Annotated in this window: 26 protein-coding genes; 19 read left to right on the top strand and 7 right to left on the bottom strand. The window is 65.6% G+C overall.

What is annotated here, in order from left to right:
- Positions 1–115: 115 nt before the first annotated feature.
- The 4 genes from ACQP2O_RS06070 (at position 116) to ACQP2O_RS06055 (ending at position 4,055) form a co-directional block, all read left to right on the top strand.
- Positions 116–1,453, top strand: coding sequence for a tetratricopeptide repeat protein (locus tag ACQP2O_RS06070; protein WP_433180671.1), 1,338 nt, complete (start codon positions 116–118; stop codon positions 1,451–1,453).
- Between the two features lie 546 nt (positions 1,454–1,999).
- Positions 2,000–3,181, top strand: coding sequence for an IS481 family transposase (locus tag ACQP2O_RS06065; RefSeq protein ID WP_433180670.1), 1,182 nt, complete (start codon positions 2,000–2,002; stop codon positions 3,179–3,181).
- A 265-nt stretch (positions 3,182–3,446) separates the two neighbouring features.
- Positions 3,447–3,647 (top strand): hypothetical protein, encoded by a 201-nt coding sequence (locus tag ACQP2O_RS06060; RefSeq protein ID WP_433180668.1) that lies wholly within the window; start codon positions 3,447–3,449, stop codon positions 3,645–3,647.
- A 6-nt stretch (positions 3,648–3,653) separates the two neighbouring features.
- A complete protein-coding gene (locus ACQP2O_RS06055) occupies positions 3,654–4,055 on the top strand; it encodes a type II toxin-antitoxin system VapC family toxin (RefSeq protein WP_433180666.1) in 402 nt (133 codons plus the stop codon).
- Positions 4,056–4,129: 74 nt separating this feature from the next.
- Here ACQP2O_RS06055 and ACQP2O_RS06050 read toward each other — a convergent pair whose 3' ends face one another.
- Entirely contained in the window at positions 4,130–5,197 is a 1,068-nt protein-coding gene (locus tag ACQP2O_RS06050; RefSeq protein WP_433180664.1) for an IS110 family transposase, read from the bottom strand.
- A 1,471-nt stretch (positions 5,198–6,668) separates the two neighbouring features.
- On the opposite strand from ACQP2O_RS06050, the gene ACQP2O_RS06045 reads away from it, so the two are divergent.
- Positions 6,669–7,025, top strand: a complete 357-nt coding sequence (locus ACQP2O_RS06045) for a hypothetical protein (RefSeq protein WP_433180662.1) — start codon at positions 6,669–6,671, stop codon at positions 7,023–7,025.
- 462 nt (positions 7,026–7,487) lie between these two features.
- On the top strand, positions 7,488–8,831 hold the full coding sequence (locus ACQP2O_RS06040) for a hypothetical protein (RefSeq protein ID WP_433180661.1): 1,344 nt from the start codon (positions 7,488–7,490) through the stop codon (positions 8,829–8,831).
- A gap of 680 nt (positions 8,832–9,511) precedes the next feature.
- On the opposite strand, the gene ACQP2O_RS06035 is transcribed toward ACQP2O_RS06040, so the two are convergent.
- Positions 9,512–10,078 (bottom strand): YrhB domain-containing protein, encoded by a 567-nt coding sequence (locus ACQP2O_RS06035; protein WP_433180659.1) that lies wholly within the window; start codon positions 10,076–10,078, stop codon positions 9,512–9,514.
- Positions 10,079–10,717: 639 nt separating this feature from the next.
- Here ACQP2O_RS06035 and ACQP2O_RS06030 point away from each other — a divergent pair.
- Positions 10,718–11,101 (top strand): hypothetical protein, encoded by a 384-nt coding sequence (locus ACQP2O_RS06030; RefSeq protein ID WP_433180657.1) that lies wholly within the window; start codon positions 10,718–10,720, stop codon positions 11,099–11,101.
- Between the two features lie 4 nt (positions 11,102–11,105).
- Positions 11,106–13,466 carry a tetratricopeptide repeat protein gene (locus tag ACQP2O_RS06025; RefSeq protein WP_433180655.1) on the top strand — a complete coding sequence of 787 codons (2,361 nt, stop codon included), beginning with the start codon at positions 11,106–11,108 and terminating at the stop codon, positions 13,464–13,466.
- A gap of 317 nt (positions 13,467–13,783) precedes the next feature.
- Here ACQP2O_RS06025 and ACQP2O_RS06020 read toward each other — a convergent pair whose 3' ends face one another.
- The 4 genes from ACQP2O_RS06020 to ACQP2O_RS06005 all read right to left on the bottom strand — a co-directional run bounded on the left by ACQP2O_RS06020 (position 13,784) and on the right by ACQP2O_RS06005 (position 18,338).
- A complete protein-coding gene (locus ACQP2O_RS06020; protein ID WP_433180653.1) occupies positions 13,784–15,166 on the bottom strand; it encodes a hypothetical protein in 1,383 nt (460 codons plus the stop codon).
- A gap of 515 nt (positions 15,167–15,681) precedes the next feature.
- A complete protein-coding gene (locus ACQP2O_RS06015; protein WP_433180651.1) occupies positions 15,682–16,104 on the bottom strand; it encodes a gamma-glutamylcyclotransferase family protein in 423 nt (140 codons plus the stop codon).
- Positions 16,058–17,239, bottom strand: a complete 1,182-nt coding sequence (locus tag ACQP2O_RS06010) for a hypothetical protein (RefSeq protein WP_433180649.1) — start codon at positions 17,237–17,239, stop codon at positions 16,058–16,060. Before ACQP2O_RS06010 ends, ACQP2O_RS06015 begins: the two co-directional genes overlap by 47 nt.
- On the bottom strand, positions 17,226–18,338 hold the full coding sequence (locus ACQP2O_RS06005; RefSeq protein WP_433180647.1) for a hypothetical protein: 1,113 nt from the start codon (positions 18,336–18,338) through the stop codon (positions 17,226–17,228). The genes ACQP2O_RS06010 and ACQP2O_RS06005 overlap by 14 nt, the downstream gene beginning before the upstream one ends.
- A gap of 199 nt (positions 18,339–18,537) precedes the next feature.
- Between ACQP2O_RS06005 and ACQP2O_RS06000 the strand changes: the two genes are divergently transcribed.
- The 3 genes from ACQP2O_RS06000 (at position 18,538) to ACQP2O_RS05990 (ending at position 19,473) form a co-directional block, all read left to right on the top strand.
- Positions 18,538–18,816 (top strand): hypothetical protein, encoded by a 279-nt coding sequence (locus ACQP2O_RS06000; RefSeq protein WP_433180645.1) that lies wholly within the window; start codon positions 18,538–18,540, stop codon positions 18,814–18,816.
- A complete protein-coding gene (locus ACQP2O_RS05995) occupies positions 18,813–19,034 on the top strand; it encodes a hypothetical protein (protein ID WP_433180643.1) in 222 nt (73 codons plus the stop codon). Before ACQP2O_RS06000 ends, ACQP2O_RS05995 begins: the two co-directional genes overlap by 4 nt.
- Positions 19,035–19,185: 151 nt before the next feature.
- The gene (locus ACQP2O_RS05990) at positions 19,186–19,473 is read left to right on the top strand and encodes a hypothetical protein (RefSeq protein WP_433180641.1); all 288 of its coding nucleotides are present in this window, start codon (positions 19,186–19,188) and stop codon (positions 19,471–19,473) included.
- 285 nt (positions 19,474–19,758) lie between these two features.
- Here ACQP2O_RS05990 and ACQP2O_RS05985 read toward each other — a convergent pair whose 3' ends face one another.
- Positions 19,759–20,139, bottom strand: coding sequence for a winged helix-turn-helix domain-containing protein (locus tag ACQP2O_RS05985; RefSeq protein ID WP_433180640.1), 381 nt, complete (start codon positions 20,137–20,139; stop codon positions 19,759–19,761).
- A 141-nt stretch (positions 20,140–20,280) separates the two neighbouring features.
- Between ACQP2O_RS05985 and ACQP2O_RS05980 the strand changes: the two genes are divergently transcribed.
- The 8 genes from ACQP2O_RS05980 to ACQP2O_RS05945 all read left to right on the top strand — a co-directional run bounded on the left by ACQP2O_RS05980 (position 20,281) and on the right by ACQP2O_RS05945 (position 25,206).
- Complete coding sequence (locus tag ACQP2O_RS05980) at positions 20,281–20,622, top strand: hypothetical protein (RefSeq protein WP_433180638.1); 342 nt, start codon at positions 20,281–20,283, stop codon at positions 20,620–20,622.
- 11 nt (positions 20,623–20,633) lie between these two features.
- Positions 20,634–21,992, top strand: coding sequence for an FtsK/SpoIIIE domain-containing protein (locus ACQP2O_RS05975; RefSeq protein ID WP_433180636.1), 1,359 nt, complete (start codon positions 20,634–20,636; stop codon positions 21,990–21,992).
- A 30-nt stretch (positions 21,993–22,022) separates the two neighbouring features.
- On the top strand, positions 22,023–22,307 hold the full coding sequence (locus ACQP2O_RS05970) for a hypothetical protein (RefSeq protein WP_433180635.1): 285 nt from the start codon (positions 22,023–22,025) through the stop codon (positions 22,305–22,307).
- Positions 22,307–23,002, top strand: coding sequence for a DUF2637 domain-containing protein (locus ACQP2O_RS05965; protein WP_433180633.1), 696 nt, complete (start codon positions 22,307–22,309; stop codon positions 23,000–23,002). The genes ACQP2O_RS05970 and ACQP2O_RS05965 overlap by 1 nt, the downstream gene beginning before the upstream one ends.
- 12 nt (positions 23,003–23,014) lie before the next feature.
- On the top strand, positions 23,015–23,374 hold the full coding sequence (locus ACQP2O_RS05960) for a hypothetical protein (RefSeq protein WP_433180631.1): 360 nt from the start codon (positions 23,015–23,017) through the stop codon (positions 23,372–23,374).
- Entirely contained in the window at positions 23,371–23,502 is a 132-nt protein-coding gene (locus tag ACQP2O_RS05955) for a hypothetical protein (RefSeq protein WP_433180630.1), read from the top strand. The genes ACQP2O_RS05960 and ACQP2O_RS05955 overlap by 4 nt, the downstream gene beginning before the upstream one ends.
- Positions 23,503–23,599: 97 nt before the next feature.
- Complete coding sequence (locus ACQP2O_RS05950) at positions 23,600–25,018, top strand: replication initiator (protein WP_433180628.1); 1,419 nt, start codon at positions 23,600–23,602, stop codon at positions 25,016–25,018.
- Positions 25,019–25,035: 17 nt separating this feature from the next.
- Positions 25,036–25,206, top strand: a complete 171-nt coding sequence (locus ACQP2O_RS05945) for a helix-turn-helix domain-containing protein (RefSeq protein ID WP_256511094.1) — start codon at positions 25,036–25,038, stop codon at positions 25,204–25,206.
- The last annotated feature ends 11 nt before the right edge of the window (positions 25,207–25,217 follow it).

The following is a 25,217-nucleotide window of genomic DNA, read 5'->3' as shown; positions in this document are numbered from 1 at the left end:
ATTGGGTGTATCGCGGGCGTATCGAAAAACGCATACGCCACCGCAACACTCCTCCGTCTTCAGTGGGGGCACGGACCACAGCGGTTCGTGCCGGGGCATGGCGCCCGGGCGGAAGGTGATCACGGAAGAGGAGAAGGCCGTGGCTGATGGCGGAGAATGGGACCGGCGTTCGCTGTTGCGGGGCGCCGCCGTGGTGGCCGGTGCCGCCGCGACCACGCCACTGCTCGGCAAGGCGGCCACGGCGAAAGCCGGCGGCGATGACGCGGATGCGTTGTTCAAGGCGGGAAAGTTCGAGGAGGCCGGCCGCGCGTATGAGGCGATCCTGAAAAAAGACCCCACGAACCTGCACGCGGCCCGCCAGCGCGGCTATGTAGGGCTACTGAGCAACAAGTTCCCCGACGCCGAGAAGTATCTCACGATGGCCCTCAAGTTGGCACCCGACGACAAGGAGACCAACGAGCTCCTGGGCGACTGCTATATCCGGCAGGACAAATTCTCCCTCGCCGTACCACGCTGGCGAGCGGGCGGCGACGAAGACTACGCCACATGGTTCGCGGCATTCAGCGGCGAGCCGTATCAGATCAACGGCGACATCGCGCGGGTGCCATTTCAGCAGCTGGACCCGTCTCCGGCGGTACAGGCCTCGGTAAACGGCGGCCCCCCGAAGAGCTTCACATTCTACACCGGCGCCTCGAATCTGAGCGTAACCTTGTCGGTAGCCAAGGAAGCCGGGCTGACCGCCGTGTACAAGGAAAAGACCGACTTCGAAGGCGAGACCATATGGGTGTACTACGGGGTTCTGGACTCCTTCAAGCTGGGCGACATAGAACTGCGCAACGTCCCCGTGGGCTGGTCGGCGACGGAGTCGGGCGAGGATGTCAGCACTGACCACGACGGCATGATCGGCACGTGGGTCTTCTACCACCTGCTGACCACCTTCGACTACGCGGGCCGGTCGCTGATCCTGCGCCGCCCGACCCCCGGCGCGGCCCAGAAGATACGCGCCGCCGCCACCCGGGCGGGCGCAAAGCCCCTGCCGATGTGGCTGGCCCTTGATCACTATGTGCACAGCATCGGCAGCATCGCCGGCTCCGGCCCACGGGTGATGGGCGTGAACCTCGGCGGAGAAGGCGAAATGGTCGCCGGCATGCCCGGGGAGGTGGCCAAGCAGTTGGGGGTCCGCACCGACTCCGACCGCCCGATCGAGACGTTCGCCCACAGCCACGCAACCACCGCCTACCCCTGCTACCCGAAAGAGATCCGCATCGGCGACGCCGTCGCCAACGAGGTCTACTGCGAAGCAGACCCAAACGGGCGTGTCAACGTGCCCTTCCCCTATGGGACAGGGTTCGACACGACGGGATGGTTCGCCCACTGCTTCTGGAAGCCCTACAACGTCACCCTCGACTTCACGAACATGAACGTCTACATCGCCCGCGGCAAGGCCACCTGATCACTGCCGGCACGGGCGTCAAGGGCGCTACCTAGAGTTGCCAGGGTGATGGGGAACCTTCACGTCGTCCCCGTCGTAGTCCCACACCAAAGCATCCTCAGCAGAGTTCTCCGAGCCGTTCGGCTCTTCCTTGGTGGCCCAGCATCGCAGCAGCCGGCGGGCGCCCTCGTGGCGGATCCGGAGGGTGTAGTGCCGCGTGTACCGGGGGATCGACTGCCGCCAGTAGTGATCGTTCAGAAACTGCCCGCCTTCCCAGACACAGCCGACGGACAGGGCTCCGGTTCATCCCGGAGCCCTTCGCTTTTCAGGGGCTGACCTGGGTCGACGCCTGGACTCTCACCCCGCGTATATCCCGCGACCAACGGCCGGGGCTGCTTCGGATGGCAGATGGCTGCACACATACGAGACCCCGGCGACCGGCGTTCGCGCTGGTCAGCGGGGCTTTTTTTCGTGGTCAGACGGGGTGCCCCCGGCAGTGTTCAGTCTCAGGACATAGGAAACGCATGTCTCAAGACATAGGAAACCCTCGGCGGCCAGAGTCTGGCGGTGTCCAAAGCCAGACTCGTGATCACCGCGGTCATCGTCGAGGGCCGCTCACAGGCCGAGGTCGCCCGGGCCTACGGAGTGTCCAAAGGGTGGGTGTCCAAGCTCATCGCCCGCTACCGGGCCGAAGGCGAGGCAGCGTTCGAGCCACGGTCCCGGCGGCCGAAGATCTCACCGAACGCAATCGAGGCGGACACGGTCGAGCTGATCACCCGGCTGCGTAAGGAACTGTCCGATCAGGGCCTGGACGCCGGAGCGGACACGATCGCCTGGCACCTGGCCCACCACCATCAGATCCGGGTCTCCCGCGCCACGATCAGCCGCTACCTGACCCGCCACGGCCTGGTCACTCCGGCGCCGAAGAAGCGACCGCGCTCGTCCTACCTGCGCTTTGAGGCCGAGCTGCCGAATGAGACCTGGCAGGCCGACTTCACCCACTACCGCCTGGCCGACGGCACCGACACCGAGATCCTCACCTGGCTGGACGACCACTCCCGCTACGCCCTGCACGTCAGTGCCTGGACCCGCGTCACCGACCCCATCGTGCGCGACACCTTCCGCCGGGCCGTCCGCCTGCACGGCGTCCCCGCCTCGACCCTGACCGACAACGGGATGGTCTTCACCACCCGCCTATCGGGCGGCCGAGGGGGACGCAACGCGTTCGAACACGAACTCCGCCGCCTGCACATCACCCAGAAGAACTCCACCCCGAACCACCCCACCACCTGCGGAAAAGTGGAACGCTTCCAGCAGACCATGAAGAAATGGCTGCGTGCCCAGCCCGACCAGCCCACCACCCTCGCCCAGTTGCAAACCCTGATCGACCGCTTCACCCACGCCTACAACCACACCCGCCCACACCGATCCCTGCCGCACCGGGCCACGCCCGCCACGGTCTACACCGCCCGGCCCAAAGCACTACCGGCCGGCAGCCGAACCGCCGACACCCACACCAGAGTCCGCCACGACCGCATCGATGACAGCGGCGTCGTCACCCTCCGCTCAGGCGGCCGGCTCCACCACATCGGCATCGGACGAACCCACGCCCGAACCCACGTGATCATGCTCATCGAGGACCTGCACATCCGCGTCGTTAACGCCGCCACCGGCGAACTCCTCCGCGACCTGATCCTCGACCCCAGCCGCGACTACCAACCACAAAGCAAAAACCCCCCGACCCCGTAGGTTCGGAGGGTTTCCGATGTCCTGAGACATCACAAAGGTGCCCCCGGCAGGATTCGAACCTGCGGCACACGGTTTAGGAATCCACAGGCGATCCGACGGCCGTAGCGGGCCTGACCTGCGGAGGGCTACCTTCGGGGTGAAGCGTAGACGGGCGCCATCCCGCGTATATCCCGCGTGCGGTGGCTCGTGCTTCGGGGTGTCCGCTTCGCTCTCCGTGCGGCCGGCGGCCGTGCGACACTCGTAGTGTCGACGACAGGAGGTGACGGTGACCACCAGCAGCGCGGAGTACACGGCCGAGCCACCCGAGCGCGGCTCAGTCTCGCTCGACGAGTTGGCGCGGCACAAGCACGTCCGGCCGATCGAGTCTGCCGACGACCTCGCCCAGGACGACGTCTTCGACACCGACGAGGAGCTTGACGCCTTCCTGGCGCACGTCCACGCCTCCCGTCACGCCGACCTCGCCTGAGCCGCCGTGGATCGCGTAGTCCTCGACACGGACGTCTCGTCCCTCAGCCTCAAGCGCCGGCTCCCCTCCCCTGTCATGACACGGCTGATCGGCAAGCAGCCGTGCATCACGTTCGTCACCCTCGGCGAGCTGATCCAGTGGGCAGAACTCCGGCAGTGGGGCCGCCGCAACCGCGACGCCCTCGGCCACTGGCTCGACGGCGTGATCGTGCTGCCGTACACCGATGACGTCGCCCGCACCTGGGGCCAGATATCCGCGTACGCCATCCGCCGTGGTCGTCCCCGTCCCGCCAACGACTCGTGGATTGCGGCCTGCGCCCTCACCTACGACCTGCCGTTGGCCACCCTGAACGTCAAGGACTACGAAGACTTCGCCGAACACGAAGGCCTGACCCTGATCAGCCAATAACCGCAGCAGGGCACCCCGGCAAGAGGCCCGTCGGAAACGTTCGCGAGTCTCGCCATCTGACGCTTCTATGTTTGTCAAGAGGCCTGGGGCTGGGTCATCGCGTGATTGAGTTGCCGGTAGAGCTCGCGGGCGATGTATCGCTTGAGGCAGCGGCGGATCTCTCGCGGGGTCTTGCCTTCAGCGGTGCGCCGGTTGATGTAGGCGCGGGTGCGGGGGCAGTGGCGTATCCGGGTGAGTGCGATGGCGTGAATGGCTCGGTTCAGTGCGCGGTCGCCACCATGGTTGAGCCGGTGCCGGATGGTCTTGCCGCTGCTGGCCGGGATCGGGTTGGTGCCACTGAGTGCGGCGAACGCGGCCTCGTTGCGGCATCTGCCGGGGTGGGAGAAGCTCACGATGGCCTGGGCGGCGCTGACCGGCCCGATGCCGTACCGGCTGGTCAGACCAGGAGCGATGTCATCGACGATGGCCAGCAGCTGCGCGCGGTTTTCCTTCAGCTCGCGCCAGGCCTGAGCCAGCGCGAGGGCGAGTCGGCGGATTTCGGCCTGCCGCACGATCTGATCGCGACCAGCGTGAGCGGAAGGTTCGCGTCCGGCCAGAGCGGCAAGCGCGGTCTGGGTCAAGGAGCCGCGGGCGGCCTGGCGGTCGGTGTCGTCTCCGGCGAGCAGCAAGGCGCGTAGCCGGTTGGTCTGCGCGGTGCGCATCACGGTGATCTCCTCGCGCGCGACCAGCAGGATACGCAGCGCCTCCCGGTCTCCATCGGCACGTGGCGCCGCAAGCCGGTCTGCGTCCAGCCGCAGCGCGGCCAGCACCGCCAGGTGGGCGTCGATGGCATCGGATTTGCCCTTCCCGCGGCGCTGGGCACGGCTGGGCTGCTCACACTCGATCACCCGCACGCCGGCTGCGGTCAGCGTCCGCGCCAGCCCGACCCCATAGCTTCGGCTGCCCTCCACCGAGGCCACCACCCGCGACCCGGTTCCCAGGTCTGCGATGGCTTCCAGCAACTGCGTGAACCCGGCGCTGTCGTTGCCGATCCGTATCCTCTCGATCGGCCTGCCGGCCGCATCGGCGATCTCCACCTCATGACTGTCGCGGTGGGTGTCGATCCCAATGACGACATCCACCAGCTCTGCCAGCATGCTCATCCGGCCTCGCGTCTCCTTCCAGGGGTCAGGGGCCGACATCGGCACCGGCCTGGGAGGAGTCACCGGGTGGCATATCTGTGAGGGGTCACGCCATCAGGCGGACAGGCTTCTGATCAGGACAACACGGTGAGCCAGGCCGGGGCCGACGACCCGGGGACAGGTCAGATGAAGGGCACGCCCACTGGCGGCCAGATCCGTAGCGAGTCACCCGGTATCGCCGACACCGATCCTGGCGGCAATCCACCCAGAACCGCCAGGAAACACACTCACAGATCCGTAGCAAGATCGAGCGTGTCCATAGCCATCCAGTTCGTGCCCTGACCTTGCTTTAAGCCGCCGAGTCGTCCAGATGGGTCCACGGCGTTCCAGGGCCGTTGTTAGCAGAAGCGTTAGCAACCTCCGCGGCCAGGCCGGCGGCATGGTGGTCCGCTCCGACCTCGCCAGCGTCAGTGTGTGGTCTGGGGCAAGTCTCGCGGACATGGCGACCACGCGGACACTGAAGACATAGAGCAACTGCGGTTCCGTTCAGCAATGCCTCTTCGTCCCGGACTACCGGCACTCCTGGCCCTTCATCGCCTCGCCTACGTTGCGACGTCTGGAGCTGGACGATCGTATAAGCGGTAGTGAGGGGCTGTCGCTGTACTCCGGTGCTGTACGACAGCCTCGATGACCTGCGACAGCACCCTCACATTCCGAGGGCAAACGGACCTGGGAGCGCAGGGCTGGCCACGGCCCGACCCCCGGAAGCCGTATTGCAGCGATCGCCCCAAGGCTCGCGCCTGTCGGGTATATTTGCCGCACGCTGGCTCGCGGAGAGTCGGTGGGCAGCAATGAGCTTCAGGCCCGGTACCCGAAGTGCTGCTGAATGGGTGTGGTGCACTCAGCTCCGCGGCTGTTCCATGTTGGACGTTGGTATGTCATCAGCTGAGCGCTTGCCGGGAGGCGCTGAGGTGTGAGCATGCCTGAAGTCAAACGCAACAGTGTCCAAGTCAGAGTCGAGAGCCTTGGCGAGCATCCAAAGTCTGCCCGAGCCGGGCTGGCGCGAGACGGCTCCCATGGGATCGATCATTGCACCCCGGAACAGCGACGGCTTCGCGCTCTCCTCGCGCTAGGGATCTTCAACACTTACGGCACCAGTACGACCTACCCACCCGCGCGCTGGGGAATTTCATCGCTCGTCGCATACAACATCGTTGTCTCGCCGCGCTACGACCGCCTGGTCCTTATTTCTGACGTTCCACACAACGTCGTGTCTTACCTCCTTCCGCGGGACGCACGTCATGCCTGCCTACCTGGGCTAAGGCTGGAAGACCGCCGTGGGCCGGGTACCTACATAACACGACACGTCCCGACGGGTGCTGAACTCATCGTCACCGGGGAGCGTGACGGACGATGGCCGCGAGTCACTAACCGCAGATCGTCAACCGACTTCCAGCCGCTTAGCCAGCCACTGAGCGCGCAGGAACAAGATTTGCTCGACGAACTCCCGGAGATCAACGAAGCAGCCGAGCGCCTCATGGCGGGCCTTGTCTGCCGGATTGCGGCGCGCTCCCGTCGCGACTGGGCCTTGGGCAACTGGTTCTACGATCCGCTGGACCGTCCTGGGAGCCGCACAGAGCGAGGACGGGGATTTGAAGAGCGACACCTCTGGGGATCTGGGAACCAGTGGCTGCTTGAGTGGCATCGTTTTCCGTTCGAAAAAGACGTCGCAGCAGCACTTTCCGAACCACCGATTGGCTTGGCGGGAGCCACCCAGGTTCGCGCAGCCGCGAGCACTGACGTACGCCTGGAAAGGGCACGGCTGACACTTCAGGGGTTCAGGCCGTGAGCTGGAATGAGGCCACACTCGCTGTCCTCAGCGCCACCGGCATGGTGACGTTGCTCCTAATTATGCTCCGGGAGATCTTGCTCAAGGTCATCGAGGTGATCCAGGCCTGGCGCGCCGTCCGGCGAGCGCTCCGTACGCCATCGTCAGACAGCGACGAACAAGCGGCCTGACCGGCACCTATGTCCGTCTCGACGTGCCGCGCAAGGCGGCCGACCGGATGGACGGCGCCTTGGGGGACCTCCACAGTCCCCCGAGAAAACGGCAGGCAGGTTTCTTGCCTCTCGTATATCGTTGCGCGCGATGACTACAACGGCGCGGCATGACCTGGTGGACGCGCTAACCCGCGCCGTCCGCCAGTACAGGCGAATGACGAAAAATGAAATCCGGAGCCTATATCGGGCGATCGAGGGGCCAATAAGCGGGAGATCCAGCGGCCTTCTAGAGGGTGTAAGTCGCCGCGTCTTGGAGCATCTCATTGAATCCGAGCTGCCCGACGCTGATGCAGCCGCAGCCGCAGCAATCGTCGAGACGGGCTATGAGAGGCAGACCCCTCTCCGACGTCACTTCGCCAATTCTAGGCGAGGAAGCAAAGGCTATGCGATCAGGATCGCGTCAATCGCCCTTAGCGTGCTATCGAGCTGCGAGAATACGAGTCTTTCTGATGCCGTGGAGAGGGCAGTCGGCTATGCGTGCGGACCAGAGGTTGCGCACTGGGAATACGTCTGCATCAACCTGACATCAGAGGCTTCCGAACCAATTGACCTCGGCGGATGGCAGCTCGCCAATTTCGATTACGCCAATGATCCGACACTGCCAGTAAAAGGAGCTCCCGGCGTTGCAGGTGATCCCTATTCGCCGCGCACGTGCCACGGGGCCGGGCATGGCGCTCTCCGTCGCCTTTTGAGTAGTCGACCTGTTCCGGTCGATGATGACGGGCCCAGAGTTCTGGTATGGCCGCTGCTGGCACTCAATCTAGCTCTTGATTCTCCTGTAATCGCCGGAGCCTACTATCGGGTGGAACAAGGACGACGCGTCATTCGAGAAAACTCGCCGTGGCCGTCGCCTTCCGAGGTCTCTCGATGGGGTTATTCGATCAAGCCGTTTGAATCATCGACATACGGGCCTTTTTCGATTTCATCAGCCGATCTGCCCAATCTCTCACTTTTCTGCCGGACTTTCCAGGGGATCGTTGATCTGCTTGATGAACGTCGGCGCGGCCAACTTGCTCGCGCGGCGGATCATTTCCTCTTCGTAAAGTGCCACGTTCTTGGCGGTCTCAAAGGAGAGGCGCAAGTCTCCACATTGCATGCAAGTGAGGCCGCGTTCAGGCTTACAGCCGCCCTGGAATGCCTACTTGCCGGCGGAGATGGTGGAAGAACTGACCTGAGCAGGAAGGTACAGCAGCGCGCTGCAGTGCTGGTCGGCGAGGACGATGACGACCGCCTCAGGGTGCGGGATGTAGTCGGCAACGGGTACTCGGCTCGTTCCGCCTATGCCCACGGGGACAAAGACCGGGAATCAGATCTGGTCGCCTTGAGATCTGTCGCGCGACGAGTTATGACGAACTGGGCTGCCCAAGCCGCCCATTGTGCAAGGCAGACCGGCCGTCTCAGCGGTGGGAACGGCCTAGCCAACGTCCTGGACGATGCTCTTCTCTCCCACGATCTATACCGCGAACATGTGATCGAACCGCGTGATCGCTTTCAGCGCGATGCCGGCCTAGCGAAGCCGATTCAGCCTCAGCGACGGATTGGGACGTGGTCGCGTTGCGAACCGGACGTCTCAGGGCTCTTCATCCTGGACTGACATATATAGGGGTATCTCTCCGCCCCTGTGCTGTCGCCAAGGCCGTTGCTCGGCGCATGGCCTCGCCGCTATCGGACGACGTTCCTATGACGGGATCTGCGGAACGCGGTCAGCACGATCACGCGGGGACGCTGTATCCGGCTGCGGTACCGGCAACGGCCCTGTTTTTGGAAGTGATCGCCGACCAACCAGGCCCGGCACGCAGGGGAGCTCTCCACACACTGTTGGACGGTGGGGTCGCTTCGTGGCCGATCCAGGGTGCGCAACCTACGACGATTCCGAGCGCGGCCCTGTAGACCCGTGCGAAGGCATCGCGGAAAGAGTACGGATGGCGGCAGACATGCTGCGAAGAGCGGCACAGGACCCCTCCGCGGGCGGCCACCACCGCCCAGCCGCAAAGGAACTCCTGCAGCACCTCGACGCCGGCTAGGAACCGCACCGACATCTAACCTCGCCCCCGCCATGCTCGGACACGACCAGGGACCTATTCATTACGAGTCAGACTTTGGACGTCCGTCGCTGTCCACGGCCGTCTGCCGACCTGCTATCAGACGGCCACATCGTCCACATCCGTCCCCAGCCGTCCAGGGCGGTTGTTAGCAGCAGCGTTAGCAAGCCACCGTGGGAGCCCGGCTGAGACGCGGTAACCCGGAACGGCGGTGACTCTTGGGCGATCCGGGTCACGACTCGCATGGGCCGGCGATCGTCCGGATTCCCAGCCGGGGCGAGAACGGTTGAGGTGGCCGAGCCAGTTCGATCAACTCAGTTGGTGGGCACTCGCCATTCCCTACCACCGTCACGTAGACGCTGGCCTGCGTCATGTTCAAAGAAGGGGCACATCGCCTGAGGAGCCGGATGGCCGTGACCCGGCCTTCTTGCGCCAGCGCTTCACGGACTTCGGTCGCGAACGGGATACCGCGGTGAGGGTCGGCATCAGCGGCTTCCGTTGGCTTGATGCGCTGCTCGTAGTCCTCTTCCCAGAGCCCGCCGACGTAGTCGGTGATCGGAATGTGGTGGATGCTTCTATCGTGGCGGTCGACCAGATAGGGACCACCGCCGACGAGCATGTCGCTGACGTTGCCGCTGCGAAGGTATGCCTCGGACTGCGAGCTGATAATCCAGCCGAGGCGGTGCTCGGTGACCTTACTGATCGCGAGAGTGACCGGCTGGCCACGCTCCGCGAACTGGCGTTCTTCGGCCCGAAGCAGGTCTTCGACCAACCGCACGGCACCGTCTCTGTCGATCACGCCTCCATGATCGATTTGGACGAAAGCAGCAATCAACTCAAATACCGCTGCCCATCGTCCCGAACTACCGGCGCGATCATGGTCGGTGCTGGCTCGCCCTGCTCGGACGTGTGATGCCGTGCGATCACGACAGGCGCTGTACGGCGGTGTTGCTGTACTTCCGTGCTGTACAGCAACAGCCCCAGCTAGCGCCGGCGGATTTACAGAAGGTCAGCGATCGCGACTTCGCTCCCCCGTTGACCTAGGCTCGCACCGGGCAGCCAGCCAACCCAAGCTGAGGTCATCCGGCGTATGTCCCGCGCTACCGGCTCTCGGCCCGCTGGGTTGCCTACCGTCCGATGTGATCATGGAACGCGTATAGCTCCAGCGGCGATCCGGGCTCTCCAGCGCACAGTCACCGCGGACCGGTCGCACTTGATGCTGACGATCTGGGCGAAGCATTCGCACTAACCCGGCATGGTTCGAACGAACTAGCGATTTCGGCTGTCGGCCAGTGCCCGTGTTGCGCCTATAACGGCCGGTGGTGAACCGGTTGGCGGGTGTGGGCGTCGAATGGTTGCATTGTGTACGCCGTTTGATCGGTAGTGATCGTTCTTTCTTGGCCCGTCAAGGGCTCGGTTCGGTGGACGCGGAGGGTTCGTGGTGGATGTCGCGTCGGTGTCGGAGGCGGTGGCGTTGATGGCGGCCACGGGTGCGGTTTCGGGGCTAGGGGAAAGCGCGGCGCTGGGAGTGGTGAAGCGGATCCGGGATCGGGTGCGTGAGGTTTTCGGATCCGATGCGCGTTCGGTGGATACGTTGGAGCGGGCGGTAGAGGACCCTGGCGATGAGGGGCGGGTGGGTGAGTTGGCGTCGGCGTTGGCGTGGTACGCGCGGCGTGATGAGGAGTTCGCGGGCGAGTTGGTTGGCTGGGCGCGTGAGTACGGCGGGGCTGGCGCGGTGGTTCAGAACGTACGAGCGGGCCGGGACGCCTACACGGCGGGGCGGGATATGACCGTGAATCAGCGGCCCGACTCGGCGGAGTAGCCCAATGACGATCTCACCGAATGTCGGCGGGCTGGACGAGCCGGCGGTTCGCCAGGACATGAGCGCCCACCGGGACATCTTTGCCTCTGTGGGCCCGATGACCATCAACGGGCATCCGCCGATGCCTGCGGATAGGCGGGCCGGTGGTCGGGGGTTGTTGTGGCCTCCACTAGGTCGGCTGCCTGCGCATGTGCGGGGCCGGGACGTGCTGGTGGGCCGGTTGTGCGAGTTGGTGACCGCCCCCGATGGGCGGGCGCATGCGCTGGCCGGGATGGGCGGAACCGGCAAGTCGACGGTCGCGTTGCAGGTGGCCGAGGCCGCCTTGGCGGAAGATCGGCCGGTGTGGTGGGTTCCGGGTGTTGATGCAGCGTCGTTGACCTCCACATTGTTGGGATTGGCGCAGGCGCTGGGGGCCGATGCAGCTGCGGTGGAGGCGGCGCGGGCCGGCCGGGCCGATGCCTGTGATGTGTTGTGGGAGCAGTTGGAGGCGCGTCCGGGTTGGGTGTTGGTGATCGATAACGCCGATGACCTTCGCGTGTTGGGGGTTGCCGGTCGGCGGGTCCGGGATGGGAACGGGTGGGTACGGGGGTCGCGGGCGGGATTGGTCATCGTGACCAGCCGAAACGGCGATATGCGCAGATGGGGCCGGGCGGTTGAGTTGCATCCGGTCGGATGGCTGTCGGACGAGGACGGCGGTCGGGTGCTACTGGACCTGGCTCCCCAGGCCGGCGATCGGGCGGACGCTGAGGCGTTGTCGGAGCGGCTGGGTGGGCTGGCGCTGGCATTGCACCACGCGGGTTCGCAGTTGGGTTCCCCGTTCTCAGCCACACGGACGTTCGCCGGCTACCACGCGGCGTTGGAGGCCGAGGGCCCGGCCGTATGGGAGCCGCCGGAAGCGGCCGATGAGCCAGATGGTGACCGGGAAGTGGTGACGCGTACCTGGGAGGTGTCGCTCGAACAGCTCGCGCGGGCGGGCGTGCCACAGGCCCGCGGGTTGTTAGGAGTCCTGGCGCGATTCGCCGGGGCGGTGCCGATCCCGACGGGCGGGTTGGATCACCAGGTACTGGGCCGAGTCTGCGAGAACGCTGGTTCTGCCACGGTGGCGGTGGGGTTGGAGGCGTTGTTGTCGGTTGGGCTGATCCAAATGAACGCCTCCCCTGGCGCGGTCCCGGTGCAGGCGTCTAGCGCTAACACGGTGACGCTGCATCCTTTGGTCACGGAGACCGTACGGCATCAGCTAGGTTCAGGAATCGCGGGCCGTATGGCGACGATCGTGGCGGTGGAACTACTGGCGGCCGCAACCGACGAGCTGAACTCACAGGATCCTCGTGACTGGCCGGTCTGGTCTACGTGGCTGCCACATCTGGAGGAACTCCTCACCACCACATCCACGCAGCTCGAGGAACCCTCACTGGCGACCTTGGCCAGCGCCGCCGCGAACGCCGCCATGACACTGCTATGGGCCGGCTCCTACACCGCGTCACGAACGGTGGCGGAGACCGCCCTGCAACACACCCAGCGGCTGGGCACGGACCACCGGGCCACGATCCAGCTGCGCAAACAACAGGCAGGAGCGTACAGCTTCTCCGGCGACCCCGCCAAAGCCGAACGCCTATTCCGCGACCTCCTTCAGACCCTAGAACGAGTTCTGGACCCCGACCACCCAGTCACCCTGACCACCCGGTACGAGATCGCCCGAATGGTCGCCGAACAAGGCAACCCCGCCGAAGCCGAACGCCTATATCGCGACCTCCTTCAGACCCTAGAACGAGTTCTGGACCCCGACCACCCCAACACCTTGAACGCCCGAAGTCAGATCGCCTGGATGGTCGTCGAAAGAGGCAACCCTGCCGAAGCCGAACGCCTATATCGCGACCTCCTCCAGACCGAGAAACGAGTGCTAGGCCCCGACCACCCTGTCACCTTGAACACCCGAGGTCAGATCGCCCGGATGGTCGCCGAAAAAGGCGACCCTGCCGAAGCCGAACGCCTATTCCGCGACCTCCTCCCAGCTCTAGAACGGGTGCTGGACCCCGACCACCCAGTCACCCTGACCGCCCGGAGTCACATCGCCCGGATGGTCGCTGTGCGGGGCAACCCTGCCGAAGCCGAACGCCTATTCCGCGACCTCATCCAGACCCTAGAACGAGTTCTGGACCCCGACCACCCAGTCACCCTGACCACCCGGTACGAGATCGCCCGAATGGTCGCCGAACAAGGCAACCCCGCCGAAGCCGACCGCCTATATCGCGACCTCCTCCAGACCGAGAAACGAGTGCTAGGCCCCGACCACCCCAACACTCGAATCACCGAAAGGGAACTGCGCGCTTTGACAACATCCGCCTACAAGAGTGAAGACGAATAGCGTCATCCCTGCGGCTCTCGGAGAAGCCGACCAAGAGCAGAGGAACCACAGTGGCGGCGCGCCATCCTTCCCAGGCCGCGAGCGCCGGTGATGCGCCAACGATCGTCAGGGCTAATCATTACGAATCAGGCTAGACCTGTCCACAGGGATCCAGCGCTAGCCCGTGGCCTGCCGTCTGGCCGCAGAGTGGCCCAGGCCTGTCCAAGATCGTCCAGGACGCTGTTAGCAGCAGCGTTAGCACTATGCTGCCGTTGCGTTACCCCCGATGCGAACTCCGATCCGATGTCGTCCGACCCAGACACGTGCTATACGGCGCACTATTCGACGATTACCCAAGAACCATGATTTACACAGTCCCTCTTCTGAAGGGTAGCCGTCGCCCACAGATTCGGGTCGAGCGCGACTGTGAAGATTAGACCTGATGTCGAATACGATATAGAAGCCTCAAAACAACCGTACTTGTTGGATCTAAACATCTCCGCCCTTGCTTCGCGGAGGCCACCGATTAGAGCCTTGCGCGGGAGTTCATACAATTGATGAACGAACTCGCTTCCATCTCTTTCCCAACGAAAAACGAAGATTCTATCGCTTGCCTCCGCATAGGCAGCCATATGGGTACTGACACCCGCGGCGCAGAGTTCGGCAGTGTACGCGTCTTCAATCCAGCTCGACGGACTGTCCTCCTCCGGCCAACTAAGCTCCGACAGTCCAACCTCAACACCTCGGTGGTCATCTGCCCATTGAGTACCAAGATGCCATCGCTCGCCATTGATAATCAAATGATAGGGGCGCATGGCAACTACCTCAAGATTGTCATGCCCCTGCCTTCTTAGGCACGCATCAAAAGAGCGCCAGAAGTCAATCGCATCGAAGCCCCTTCCTGTGAGTGCATGATGCATGGCCACACGCTTTTTCATTTCGTCAGCGAACCGTGCATCCACAACGTCAGAAGTCTTTCCAGGATAGAACTTAACGCGAGGCAGCATGGAAGCGCCATTATTCTCTTCCAATTGCAGAAGCGTAGAGCGCATCTGCGCGAGAACGTCACCAGGCGTCACCATCGCGCCGTATGTTTGGCGTATCTCAGGGTAAATATCCAAGAAAGTACAGATTTGGTCATAATGCCATATCGCCCACCCCTTGAGAGGGAGGCCAAACTCATTCTTCGCATTCTCAATCGCCGCATTAGCGCGATCAATGCCTCCAGAATCAGCCACAGGAGAAAGGACTACGTTAGTAGCAATTATTAGATACTCCGGAAGCCTCTCGCTACGGACGCGAGAAGATCTCGATTCTCCCCACGCGGATAGCTCTTTTCGAACTTCCGACAGGAACCAAGCGGCGTTCTGCGCGACACCTAGTGGCCGAACTCGAAACTTGGCCTGAAGAACAACGTAGCCATTCCATTGCACTTGACTGTTAGGGCCAGGGAGTTTTGTCTCGCCATAAAACGAAGCTTCGCGACCGCCGTCCGGCCCATCCCCAAAGACACTGACATCGTGGCCGAAAATCTTGACAGCGAGAGCTTGCGTCAAATGCTCGAACTCTCGGGAGCCGAGCCGCGTCAGATCATAGTCCACACAGCCATCATGCCGGAGTGGAGGCGTAAAGGCTACTAACTCACTGATATGTGCACTCTTGTACTGATCAGCGTTGCCGATCGCACCGGATATCACCCTCAACAAGTTGATCTTTTCCAATTCAGACCTCAGCAACCAATAAATTCGAGGACAAGCCGACCCGGACCGCAGGGCCGGCCACGGCCCGAGGACCGGAAGCGGCGCGTCAGCCGATCGCCCAACCCCGTGGAGTGCGCAACCACCCACTGCGATCGTCACGGCCTTCGCCGTCGCTCCCACTCCTTCCACGTTCTCCTCGTAGCTGCCATCCGCTCCAGACGTGGCCGGTGGGTCAAGGCTCGGCCTGTTCGACCGCGTGGCGGCTTGGCCTTGACGCATCGATCGCGGCTGCGAGACTGACGCAGCGTGGGGGAACGGGCAGTCTGCCAGTAGACGCCTCTGCGGCTTCGGTGGTGTTCCGTATTGGGCGGGGGCGGCCGACCGGTCTCGGGACGGGTCGGCCCGCAGAGGCCGCACGCCCGGCCCGAGGGCCGGTCGGCCGCCCGGCGGCCCGCGCAGCGGGCCGCCCTTGAAGACGTGGAGAAAGTCCTCATCCGGGCGGACTGCCTGCGTTGTCCTGTCCCGGTTGATGCTTATCAGCCGGCTTGTTCCCGCTGTTCGTAGCGTTGACGCCATGCCGCGCAGCGTTCGACGTAGGTCGGAAGGTGTTGCGCCTGGAAGTCTTCGGCGGACCAGTCGTGCGCCTCGACTTCGGCTTCTGGGTTGCAGACGTATCCCCACCCGTGGCGGCCGTCGATGAGGGCGATGCGTGTGAGGTCGTAGACGGGGTCTTCGAACGCGTCGAGTACGCGCCATTCTTCGGCGGTGAGTCCGGTCAGGAGGAAGCCGCGGGCGGTGCCGTCGCCGATGACAAGTCCGGGGTAGACCCGTTCGGGGAGCGCGGCAACGCGCCATCCTTCGGCGGCCACGGGTTCGTGGTCGGGGACGCGGTCGATGAGGGCGAACAGGACGTCAGGGAATTGGAGGCTTCCGTAGACGAACAGGGCCTCCGGGTCCACCGATAGGCGGTCCTTCGGGCCAGAGTTCGGTGAGGTCGGCTGGGGTGAGTGGGTCCCGGTATGCGGCATTGAGCACCTCCCGGGACACCTTAACGTCGGCCTCGGCGAGGGCGGTGAACCAGTCGAACCCTGCCGGGTATGCCCACATGTAGGACCGGTGGGTGGGATCGGCTCCCCGGTCGGCCAGATCACCGGCGATCGTCTTGTCGCTCTCCCAGGGCAGGCATGCGCGTAGGTGGTCGGCGCACTCGATCACCGGGGTCCCTGCGTTGATGGCTCGGTGGACCTGAGCGAGGACGAGCTGGGTGTAGTGGCTGAGCCGCAGGCGGGCGATGAGCACCTTGTCATCGGGCAGGATGAACAGCGGCCACGCCTGGGCGAGTCCTTCGAGCATGACCTGCTGCGGGGCGTGGATCGACAGCAAGCGGACCCACGGAACGTCTTCGACGGCCGCTCTGGCCGCGAGGCTGGCGCTTTGCAGGCCGTGGCCGAGGACTTCGTGGAGGGCGAACTGCCGGGCACCGGCCTGGGTGAACTCGACGTTCGGAAGGTTGAGCCGCAGCCGGACGTGGTCGCCGGCGCCATCGAGCCAGTACGCCCAGTACGCGTCGACCTCGGTCGTCTCGATCGTCAGCGTGTAGGGGGCGGTGCTGCCGGTCGCCTCCCGTACGGCCGGCTCAAGGTCTTGCGCGGCCTGACGGATGGCGTCGGGGGCCTCGTTCACGTCCAGCAAGCCTTCGGCCTGGCGGAGGTCGGCGTTGGTGTTCGGCCCCCATCCAATGCCTAGATCAGCAAGCGCGCGGCGGGCCAGCTCAGCGCGTTCGGCGACGTAGTCGTCGGGCCATCCGGCGGACCCGCAGCCTTGGGTGGCACGGATGTAGTCGCTCAGCGGTGGCCGTTCGCCGAGAAGGGCACCGAGATAGGCAAGATCGGCGTCCAGCCGGCTGGCCAATGGACCTTCGGCCGACGTGCGGAGCTGCGCGAGTTGGCGATAGACGGTGAGGCGGTCAGATGCCGGTTCGACTTCCGGGCCGTCGGGGAAGCAGTCGAAATCGATGGTCGGCGAATCGCCCCGCTCGATCTCGTAGGCGTTCCAGGCGCGAAGAGTCGTCTCGATCGCATCACGCAGACTCATGCGGGACATCCCATCGCAGTGTGAGGGCCTGGTTCGGGCGCAGGTGGTCGCGGGTCAGGGTCATCACGACGTCATCCCCGTCGTAGTCCCACACCAAAGCATCCTCAGCAGAGTTCTCCGAACCGTTGGGCTCCTCCTCGGTCGCCCAGCACCGCAACAACTGGCGGGCGCCCTGGTGCCGGACACGGAGGGTGTAGTGCCGCGTGTACCGAGGGATCGACTGCCGCCAGTAGTGATCGTTAAGGAACTGCCCGCCTTCGCAGACACAGCCAACGGTGGCCGTCTCCCCCGGCTGGATCGGCGGGGAGATCTGGCAGGCGAACGTGGACAGGTTCGCGGTGTCGTGAATGCGCTGGATCATGACGCGACGGTCCGGGTCGCTGACCGGGTCGATACTGAGCCGGTCCCGTGTGTTCTCGAACCACACCTCCCGCGACAGGCGAGCCATGGGCTTGTCGCTCAGGTTGAGCATCTGATGGCGATAGGTCACCCGGGACCACCCGTCGGGATCGATATCGATGTCGATGCTCATCGACAGCTCAACGATGTTCCCCGACAACTGGGCCAACTGGGCGGCCTCGTCGTCGCTGAGGCGGAGGACGCGTTGCAGCTCAAGCAGTTGACGTCCGAGTCTGCGAGCGGTGTCGCTGGCTCCTTCCACCGTGTGCACCAGGGCCGGGGAGACTGACGGGGCCGGCTCCGCAGGAGGTCCCCACTCGACGTCGCCCTGAGGCGCGTGAAGGTTCTGGTCGATGGCCTTCAGCAGTTCCGCAGCCTTGTCCGTGCTGGCGGGTTCTTCGGCGGGCGACGGGCGCTCGGCCTGGTCTTCGGTGACCCGCTCGAACAACTGCTCAGCCGTCCACCCGGGGAACATCTTCTCCAGCACCCGGCAGTGGTCGGAGTACGGAAGGCCCTTGACCTCGCCAGAGGTCCACCGGTGAAGCTGCGCGCGACTCGGTGCTGCACCAACAAGGGACAGGTCAACCTTGCGGGCGGCTTTGTCGTATTCAGACCTAAATGTCCGATAGGTCTGCCAATGGCGTTCGCGGAGTAGGACTTTCAACCGCATGGGGGGAGTCGTCATCGCCTGGCTTTCCATCACCGCGAACGTAACACGAAGTGAGACATAGACGAGGCGAACAGAGACCAAGACGTCCGGGATGCAGTAGGCGCGGTATCGCAGCGCAACGCGTCTCGCCGCGAGGCTCCTAGGTGTGATCGAAAGCGGGACCGGTGACATGGCGAGGTTGACAGCCGTGGCCCCATGTCACCGGTCCCGCTCCCACCGAGGGGGAACGTTGGAAACGAGCAGGCAACTGGAGCTGGACCTTCTCGCCGAGTTGCGAGCGGCGCTGACGCAGCACGACGTCAGATCGGAGATCTCTGAGGACGTCGCAGGGCTGGCCGTCACGACCAAGACCCCCGGTGTGCCTCTGTGGGTCTTCGTCAGCTTCAGCAGCCGCTACTTCTCCTGGGCCGGAGCCAATCACCAGCACCCGGTCAACGACATCGCCGGGGCGGCCCGGCGGATCGCCGAACACGTCCAGGGTCTGCATCTTCTCGGCGGTGAGGAATGAGTACCGACAAGGACTCCGGACGGGTCACCTCTATCGAGCAGGCACGCAAGCAGGCAGCGAAAAGGAGAACGGCGCGCATGACGGACGCCGAACGCCGGCTACTGCTGGAAGAGATCGCGCAGATCTCTGCGGAACTGAGTGAGCTGCAGGTTCGGGCCGCTGACATCGCGCGCCGGATCACGGCTCCTTCACAAACACAGACCGAACGCACCGCCTGAGCACCCGCCGGCCGTAGCGGCGTGATGAGCCGCGGGGCCGGTGACGTCGAAACGAGGGTCATTTGTGGCCTGCCTTGCTCCGCGCGGTTGGGGTGAGGGATGACCTGGGTTTCCCGTCGCCGGCCTCGCTTTCACTGAGGGGAGCAAGAGCGTGGACGGGTTCACCCGTGAGCAAGAGCTTGAAACGCTGGTCGAGTTGTGCCGTCACCTAGTCCGGCTCGGCGTCAACGCTGGGCTGAGCGACGCGCGTCCGGCCGTGTCGCTGCGGAGCGATCTGAGCCACCGGAAGATCTGGGTGGAGGTCGACACGTCGCGTGGGTCGTTCGTGTGGCGGCGCGATGACCACGAGCGCCACGCGGTCGACGATCCGGCCGGTGCTGCGGCCCGCCTCGCCGAGTACCTGAAGCAGCGCAATGCGGGGCCGGGCGAGCGGTCATGACCACCGATGCCGCCGCGCTGCTGCGTCGGCGGTTTCCGGGCTTGGTGTTCTGGTTCGGAGCATGTACGGGGTCCTGGTGGGCGCTGGTCCCACCGCCGGCGGGATGGCGGCTAGTCGAGGCCGCTGATCCTGAGCAGTTGACTCACGCGGTCCTCAAATCACAAGCGTGGCCCTGGCCCTCCCCGCGTCAGGGCGCACGCTGGACGCTCGGCGTCGGCCAACAGCGCTGACCGCCGACCATCACAGGCATAGCGTCGCGAAACACGGGCCGACCGGTCGAGCGGTTCACAGCCCTTTGGTGCGCTCGTCGAGTTCCTCGATCTTGGCCCGCAGGTGGCCGATGGCGCTGCGCATCTCCTGGAGCTGGCCGAAGATGATCTGAAACTCTTCGCTCCGCTCCTCCGAGCCGTCATGCGTTCCGGTCGATGAATCCGGTACCGCGATCACCACGGTTCGACTTCCCTGCCTGCTCTCAAGCAGCCCTTCGCCACGCAGCACCTCGACGGCCCGCTCGATGGTCGCCTTCGCAGACCTGAACCGCTCGGCCAACTCCCCTATCGGAGGGAACGGCTCCCCCACCGGGAACCGCCCGGCTGCAAGGTCTTCTCGCAGCTCATCAGCGATACGGACGTACAACTTGCGGCGGTCGGGATGCGCGCTTGGCATGCGATCAGAGTAGCTGACGTAGCCCAGGTTTCTAGGTTTCCCAAGAAAGTTGGGCAGAACTCCTTGCGCTTCCTGCTTTCCTAAGTAACCTATGGATCAAAGCTTCCTAGGAAAGCAGGAAGCACTTCATCGAGGAGTGGTATGCAGAACATCGGTATCCCCGTCGACACCCGCGCCCTGACCTTCGTGTGCGTCGCGCCGCCGGCGCCGAAGCTGGTCAACCGCGAGACCGGTGAGATCAAGGTCGACAACCAGGGCCGCACCGTCTTCCAGGTGGGTCTGTCGGTCGCGAACGAGGCCGGCCGGATCGACCTGGTCACGGTGAACGTCCCCGGTGATCCTGAGGTTCAGGTAGGTCAGATCGTCACTGTCTCCGACCTGATCGCCCGTCCATGGGAGCAGGTCATGAACGGCCAGCAGCGGCACGGCGTCTCCTTCGGGGCCTCGGCCGTCGTGCCCGTGTCCGTCGTCCGGGCTGCCTGAGCGGGGCCGTGATGTTCGACAAGGCAACGCTGTTCGAGGTGGTTGCGGGTCTTGTCGCCGTGGTCGCCGGGGGCCTGGTGTGGCGGCGGTTTCATCCGCTGTCGTTCTGGCTGTGCGTCGGGTTCCCGGCCCGCGCGGTGTGGCTGTACGCCACCTGGCAGCACGTCGCCTCAGCCTGCAAACTGACTCACAAGCGGCGGCGCTGGCGCATCACCCTGGACTCCGTCCCCGTCCTAGGGGCCGCTTCCCGTGAGGCGACGGCGATCGTGGAGCGTCGGCACCTGCGGCGGGTGGAGATCGAAAAGGCTCCCCGCCTCGGGCTGATCCGCCCCTCCCGGCTGGGCTGGCGACTCCGGATCACGCTGAACGACGGGCAGATCCCCGACGACTTCGCCAAGGTCGCCGAACGGCTGGCGCACGCCTGGCGGGCGCACGCGGTGCGGGTGCTGGAATCCAAGCCGGGCAAGGTCGTGCTGATCGCCACCCGCAAAGACCCCCTCATCACGGTCCCGCCACTGCCCCCTGAGCCAGGGGACCTGCTGAGGGTCCGGCCTGGCGTGCTGGAGAACGGTCGGACCTGGGTGATCGACTTCAAGACCGTCCCGCACTGGCTGTTCGCCGGCGCCACCCAATCGGGCAAGTCCACACTGCTCAACGCCATCATCGCCGGCCTCGCCCCGCAACCGGTCGCCCTCGTCGGCTTCGACCTCAAGGGCGGAGTCGAGCTGACCCCCTACGCGTCCCGCATGTCCGCGCTGGCCACGACGCGGGCAGGGTGTGTGCGCCTCCTTGATGGACTGGTCTCGGAGCTGACGCATCGGATGGCCGACTGCCGCGAACACGGCGTCCGCAACGTGTGGCGGCTGCCTGAGGAACTGCGGCCCATGCCGATCGTCGTCGTGGTCGACGAGGTCGCTGAGCTGTTCTTGATCGCGGACAAGGCCGAGAAAGACGAGGTCGCCAAGACCTCGGTCGCGTTGCTGCGCATCGCTCAACTCGGGCGGGCGTTCGGGGTCTACCTGATCGTCTGCGGCCAGCGCATCGGCTCCGACCTCGGCCCCGGCGTCACCGCCCTGCGCTCCCAACTGTCCGGCCGCGTCTGCCACCGGGTCAACGACCCCGAGACGGCCACGATGACGCTCGGCGACATGGACCCGGCCGCACTCGAAGCGGCCCGTGCCATCCCGGCCGAGACGCCCGGCGTGGCGATCGTGGCTGGCAGTGACGGGTCCTGGGATCGGGCGCGGTCGGCTTTGACCACTGAGGCCGATGCGGAAGCCGCCGCCCACGGACACCGCTACCTCGCCACCCCCTGGGCGCAACTCGTCCGAACCGGCCCGTGTGCGCTGCCGGACGACCAGGCCGCCTAACCACCCTGTCTCGACCTCCCGGAGCTTCCCATGACGAACGTGATTCCCCTGCGCCGTCCCGCCGTCCGCTCCTCGTCCGCTCGTCCCCGCCGCCGGGACGGCCGTCCGTCCGCATCCCGCCGACCCGTCCTCGGCCCCGTCCGGCTGGCCTTCGACGACACGCGCGGTGTCCACGTCGCGGCCTGCGCCCGGTGCGCCGAGACGGAGTCGGCCTACCCGGACGCGCTGGGCTGGCTCCTCGACTGGGCCGACACCCACCACTGTGACCCTGAACTGGCCGCGCTGCTGGGCGCGTGCGAGCTGGGGGCGGCGTGATGCCCCGCCTCGGTGGCCTGGTGGCCGACTCCGGGCCGGTCGTCGTCCTGGCGGCGATTGCTGCGGCGGGGTCGTTCACCCACATCCGTGACACCGCCCGCCAGCACGGACAACACGGCTGGATGGCCTGGGCGATTGCCGTCTGCATCGACCTGACCTGTGTCATGGCCGCCCGCGAACGTCAGCGGGACCGGCGCACCGGACGCCGTACCGGACCGGTCTCCTGGCCGTCGCTGGTGCTGGCCGGCGGGGTGGTGCTCTCGTTGGCCGCCAACCTCGCCCAAGCCGAACCCACACCCTGGGGCTGGCTGACCGCCGCCACCCCGGCAGGCGCATTCCTGGTCGCCGTCTCCATGCTCGAACGGCGCTCCACCGGTCGGCGACCGGCCGACATGTGCCCGTCCGCGACGGTCCCCGCCGAGTCGTCCCCGGTCCCGCCGTCGTTCGGACCGCTGTCCTCTGACCTCGTCCTCGTCCGGGACGACCAAGACGACGCCCAGAGCCAGGACGAGCGCCGGGACGAACCTCCTTCAGCGATCGGTCCGGCGGCCGAACTGCTCACCTTCGCCCGTCGCGTGGCCACTGAACACGAGGAACGGCACGGGCGGCCGATCACCCGCGATGTGCTGCGCGCCCGGCTGGGCGTGTCCAACCAGCTCGCCTCTGACCTGCTCCGCCAGATCCGCACCGCCTGAGAGGAAACCGCCATGACCACGCAGCCGATCGTGCCCGGTGACCTGTTCGCCCGTACCCAGACCATCGCCGGCCTCCGGGCACTCGCTGACTTCTTGGAGGCCAATCCCGCCATCCCCGTCTATGAGTACGGCTGGGAAGTCAGCGTCCACACCGAGGGCACCGACGAGCAGGAGACGGCCGAGGTCGAGCGGATCGCCGCTCTCCTCGACGTGACCCCGGTCCGTAGCCCCGGCGGCCACTACACCGCGTCCAGGACCTTCGGCCGCATCACCTATCGGATCGTGCACATCCCCGCCCGCCGCATGGCCGCCCACAACGCGCTGATGACCTACGCCCCGGCCTTCAACACCACGACCGAGGAAGCCGCGTGAACGGCCTGGACGAGGACCGTCCGGCGCTCGTGCCGCCTGTGGAGCACTGGCAGTGCTGCCACTGCACCGGCGGCCTGACCTCCGACGGCCAGACCTGCCAGCACTGCCAGGGCCTCGGACTCTGCTGAGGCTCTGCGCCCCCGGCGTGGCCCAACAACCGCCAAGTTCCGCGCCACGTCGGGGGCCATCCCCAACCGCGTTCAAACGACAGGAGACCCCTCCATCTTGCCTGCTACCGCCCCATCGCCGCTGACCCTCCGCGACATCGCCCGCCGCGCCACCTCCCCCGACTACCACCGCTGGACCGCCCAGATCCGCAAGACCGGCGGCTGCGCCCAACCCATCCACCTACGCGGGCGTGTCGACTACCGCGACCCGCTCACCGGCGCCCTTCTCCACCGCTACTCCACGCTCCACGAGCCGGACGGGGTGCTGCGCGTGGCGTGCAAAACCCGCCGTGCCTCGCGGTGTCCCTCGTGTGCGGAGGTCTACCGGGCCGACACCTACCAACTCGTCCGGGCGGGCCTGGTCGGCGGCAAAGGCGTCCCCGACACCGTCACCGAGCATCCGGCCGCGTTCGTCACCCTGACCGCTCCCTCGTTCGGGCCGGTCCACGCCCGGCGAGAGAAGAACAGCACCGTCCGGCCGTGCCGCCCTCGCCGAGACTTGGGTGACTGCCCGCACGGCCGGCCTCAGTCCTGCACCGAGCGGCATGGGGCCGACGATCGGCGGTTGGGTGAACCGCTCTGCCCAGACTGCTACGACTACACCGGCTCAGTCCTGTTCAACGCGCTCGCCCCTGAGCTGTGGCGGCGCTTCACGCTCGCCCTGCGTCGACGGCTGGCCAAGTCGGCGGGCCTGACCGTGGCCGAACTACGGGCTGTGCTGGCCGTCTCCTTCGCCAAGGTCGCCGAATACCAACGCCGGGGCGTGGTCCACTTCCACGCCGTCATCCGCCTCGATGGACCGGACGGGCCGACCATGTCCCCGCCTGCTTGGGCAACCGGTGACCTCCTCGACGACGCCGTACGTCATGCTGCCCGCGCGGTCACGGTGACCACACCGGAGGCCGAGAACCTTCCCGCCCGCGCGCTGGCGTGGGGTTCACAGGTCGACGTGCGGCCGATCACCACGACCGGCGATCTGAGCGACCAAGCCGTGGCGGGTTACATCGCCAAGTACGCCACGAAAGCGGCTGAGTGTGTCGGCACCCTGGACCGGCGTATCCGTCCGACCGATGACCTCGACCGGCTCAACGTCCGCGACCATGCCCGCCGGTTGATCGCTGAGTGTCGGCGTCTCGGGGCGCTGGTCGAGATGGCCCATCTTCGGCTTGCCGACTGGGCGCACATGCTCGGCTTCCGGGGCCACTTCTCGACCAAGTCGCGCCGGTACTCGACCACTCTCGGCGCGCTCCGCCAAGCGCGTATGGCCTTCAACCAGCGCGAACACGAGATCACGACCGGCCGGCTGCCCCTCTTCGACGAGGACCAGGTGCTCGTCGTCGCGCACTGGGACTACGTCGGACAAGGCCACACACCCGGCGAAGCGTTCCTGACCGCCGCGCTCAGCGGCAAGCCCTTGCCCCCATTCGACTCCACCGGAGCGGGCGGAAGCCTGCCGGAACTCATGGAGGTCCTGTGAGCAGACGAGATGAGCTGATGACAGTTCCCGAAGTCCTCGCCGAACTCGGTGGGGTCTCCCGCCGGACGTTCTACCGGTGGCGCGAACTGGGCAACGCTCCCGCCGGTCTCAAGCTGCCGAACGGCGAGATCCGCATTTGGCGCAGTGAGTTCGCCTCCTGGCTGGAGACCCTGCGGGAGGCGGCGTGAAGTCGACCGAT

Source organism: Actinoallomurus sp. CA-150999 (assembly GCF_050942425.1).
Lineage (GTDB): Bacteria > Actinomycetota > Actinomycetes > Streptosporangiales > Streptosporangiaceae > Actinoallomurus.
This window is presented reverse-complemented; position numbering and strand designations above follow the sequence as displayed.

Coding starts and splice junctions, on each gene's coding strand:
- ACQP2O_RS05975 (WP_433180636.1), top strand. CDS start 20,634: ATGTTCGACAAGGCAACGCTGTTCGAGGTGGTTGCGGGTCTTGTCGCC.
- ACQP2O_RS06010 (WP_433180649.1), bottom strand. CDS start 17,239: ATGAGTCTGCGTGATGCGATCGAGACGACTCTTCGCGCCTGGAACGCC.
- ACQP2O_RS05980 (WP_433180638.1), top strand. CDS start 20,281: ATGCAGAACATCGGTATCCCCGTCGACACCCGCGCCCTGACCTTCGTG.
- ACQP2O_RS05945 (WP_256511094.1), top strand. CDS start 25,036: ATGACAGTTCCCGAAGTCCTCGCCGAACTCGGTGGGGTCTCCCGCCGG.
- ACQP2O_RS06050 (WP_433180664.1), bottom strand. CDS start 5,197: ATGAGCATGCTGGCAGAGCTGGTGGATGTCGTCATTGGGATCGACACC.
- ACQP2O_RS05970 (WP_433180635.1), top strand. CDS start 22,023: ATGACGAACGTGATTCCCCTGCGCCGTCCCGCCGTCCGCTCCTCGTCC.
- ACQP2O_RS05965 (WP_433180633.1), top strand. CDS start 22,307: ATGCCCCGCCTCGGTGGCCTGGTGGCCGACTCCGGGCCGGTCGTCGTC.
- ACQP2O_RS06005 (WP_433180647.1), bottom strand. CDS start 18,338: ATGGAAAGCCAGGCGATGACGACTCCCCCCATGCGGTTGAAAGTCCTA.
- ACQP2O_RS06025 (WP_433180655.1), top strand. CDS start 11,106: ATGACGATCTCACCGAATGTCGGCGGGCTGGACGAGCCGGCGGTTCGC.
- ACQP2O_RS05995 (WP_433180643.1), top strand. CDS start 18,813: ATGAGTACCGACAAGGACTCCGGACGGGTCACCTCTATCGAGCAGGCA.
- ACQP2O_RS05985 (WP_433180640.1), bottom strand. CDS start 20,139: ATGCCAAGCGCGCATCCCGACCGCCGCAAGTTGTACGTCCGTATCGCT.
- ACQP2O_RS05960 (WP_433180631.1), top strand. CDS start 23,015: ATGACCACGCAGCCGATCGTGCCCGGTGACCTGTTCGCCCGTACCCAG.